Consider the following 3118-nt stretch of genomic DNA (forward strand, 5'->3'; position numbering starts at 1 on the left):
TGGCAACCGTAGGCGATATCGTGGATACCATTAACAATGTATTCCACACGGTACATACCACCAAAACAAACGAACAAATCACCTCTGCGGCAGATAACACCGGCGTGGCGGTGAAAGCGGGTGATACGCTTAATTTTGTGGCAGCGAAAAACCTCGAAATCACGCAAGATAAGCACACCATTACTTATGGCTTATCAAGCAATATTGAGGTAAACAGTGCCACTATTGGTAAAGCAGGCAAAGTGGATAAAAACGGTAATCCTGTTGTTCAATCCTCAAATGGCAACTACTACCCAGCCGGTACACAGTTGGATGAAAATGGAAATCCGGTCGATCCGAGCGTTCAACCTATTGCTCCAAACTCGGTGAAAAATGATACGGCGGTGGCATTAACCTCAGATAAAGGCGTTTCAACGACTGACACAACATTAAAACCTCGTGATCCTAATGATCCTAGCACTAATATTACGGTTAATAACCCACCAACTGCACTAAGTGTAAAAGATGTAAATGGTGATAACAGCCAAATTAACGGTATTGCTTCTGCATTAGGCACAAAAGAAGTGACGACAAATAATCCTGCTAATGCCACAAACCCAACAGATAAAGATACCTTAGTGGATTTAACCGAACCAACCAACCCTGCGGATAAAGCGAAATGGGAGTCAAGTGCAGTCACTGTTGGTGATATTGCGAAAATGGGTTGGGTTGTTTCTGCCGAAGGTAACAACTACACGGATACCGTGAAAAATGCCAACGAAGTGAAATTTATTGGTAAAAACGGGATTACCGTCACAGGTGAAACCAAAAATGGCGTGCGTGAAATTACCGTAGCAATGGAAGAAGGTGAGGTGATTAAACCGAACGAAGGTACAGTTGATGGAAACCCTGTTGTGATTGTCAATGGTAAGGTTTATAACCGTGATGATATTGATCCGACCACGGGTCTGCCGCGTGATGGAAATGTGACACCACGCCAAGATGCAAACGGTAAAGATTTAACACCGGATCAAGTTGTCAATAACGGTAGTAAATTTGTGACAGGTAACAAAGTGGCGCAAGCCATTCAAGAATCCGGTTTCACTGTGGGTAAAGAAACCGATACATCCGGTATCACGTTTAATAATACAGATGAAAAAGTCAATCCAAATGACGAACTTCGTTTTGCAGACGGTAAAGGTACAATCGTCAGCACCGGTACAGTGAAACAAACCGATGAAAAAGGTGAAGTTGTTACGAAGACTGTTGTGAAAGTGGATGTGGATACCGCTAAAGTTGAAGCCGATACAGATGGTTCGATAAAAGACCCAATGAAAGCTGCAAAAGATGCGGTGAAACAAGCGCAAGATGCTTTAGCGGCAAATCCAACCGATCCTGATTTACAACAAGCATTAGAGGCGGCACAAGCAGAAGAAGCAAAAGCCGGCAATAGACTTGCTACGGCAAATGATGTTGCGAATGCAATTAATAATTCAGGTTGGAACACTAACTCAACAACCGCAACCGGTGGTGCAACAAACACATTAATTAAACCAAGTAAATCCGTGAACTTTGAAGCGGGTCAAAACATGGAAATTAAACAAGATGTTAAAGATGGTAACGTCACTTACACCTATGCCACAAAAGATGATGTCGAGTTTAATAGTGTTAAAATTGGTAAACCTGGCAAAGTAGATTCAAACGGTAACCCGGTTGTACAAGGTCAGGATGGTAATTACTACCCTGCCGGTACACTGTTGGATGAAAATGGAAATCCTACCGATCCTAATGTTGCCCCGATTGACTCTGCGAATGTCAAAGATGCGCCTGTGGTGAATATGACACCAACAGAGACAGCAGTTGCAAACGGTGACATTACGCCAGCTGTAAATGTGAATGGTGCAACCTTCACCAATATGGCAGCGAATTTACCGGATACAACAAGTTCAACCAATGCGCCAACAAAACAAGCACCTATTAGTGCAGAAGAGGCGGCAAATGTAGCGAATAAATCCGGCAGCAATGCAGCGACATTAGGTGATGTATTGAATGCTGGTTGGAACTTGCAAGAAAACGGTAGCACAAAAGACTTTGTAAAACCTTATGACACCGTGAACTTTGTCAATGGTACAGGCACTGTTGCAAATGTGACCTCTGATGGTTCTGTAAGTAATGTGACTTATCATATCGCAGTAGATGATAAAACCACGGAAATCACTTATACCAACTCAGCTGGTGACACGCTTTACAAACAAGCGGATGGCACTTACAACACGCAGCGTGATGGTTCAGGTACAACGGTCAATGCAGGTAATGTAACGGGTAGCCGTGTATCAGCGAAAACCGCGCCATTAACAAATAATGTGGATGGTTCAGTCAATACACCGGAAAATCCGACCGCACTTGCAACAGCAGGGGATGTGGCAAACGCAATAAACAACTCTGGCTTTACGCTAACCACAACAGCGTCTAAGGGTGAAGTCTCAGGCTCAAGCAATTATAGCGTGAACCTGGGTAAAACTGTGACGATTGATGCAGGTAAAAATATCCAAATCACTCAAAATAATGGCGTGATTTCTGTGGCAACTAAAGACGATGTTGAATTTAATAGCGTGAACGTTGGTCCGGTTAGTATTAATAATACAACCGGTATTGATGCAGGTAATACAAAAATCACTAACGTGGCAAGAGGGACGAATCCTAACGATGCGGTTAATGTTAGCCAGTTAAAAGAAGCCGCCGGTGATATTAACAATAAGATCGACCGTAACACCAAAGATTTGCGTGCAGGTCTTGCGGGAGCCCGTGCCGCCGCAGGTTTACCACAAGTTTACTTACCGGGTAAGTCTATGGTTGCCGTCTCAGCCGGTGCTTACAAAGATCAATCTGCTATCGCTGTGGGTTATTCTCGAGCCTCTGATAACGGTAAACTTATCTTGAAACTTCAAGGAGATACCAACAGCCGTGGCGAAGTGGGTGGCTCAGTGGGTGTCGGTTATCAATGGTAATTGAGCACAAAAGCTAACTATCACAAATAAAAAGTGCGGTGAATTTTTAATTTTCACCGCACTTTTTGTATTATTCGGTATTATGCAGCAGTTGCACAATGTTGCTTTTTTGTTATCTTGTAGGGACACAC

General features: G+C 43.4%; 1 protein-coding gene. It reads left to right on the plus strand.

Annotated features, from left to right (window positions below):
* A partial coding sequence (locus tag BKK50_RS06260; protein WP_208606196.1) for a YadA-like family protein occupies positions 1–2987 on the plus strand: 2987 nt, incomplete at its 5' end.
* Positions 2988–3118: the final 131 nt, after the last annotated feature.

This window comes from Rodentibacter rarus, from assembly GCF_001998965.1.
GTDB classification, from domain to species: domain Bacteria; phylum Pseudomonadota; class Gammaproteobacteria; order Enterobacterales; family Pasteurellaceae; genus Rodentibacter; species Rodentibacter rarus.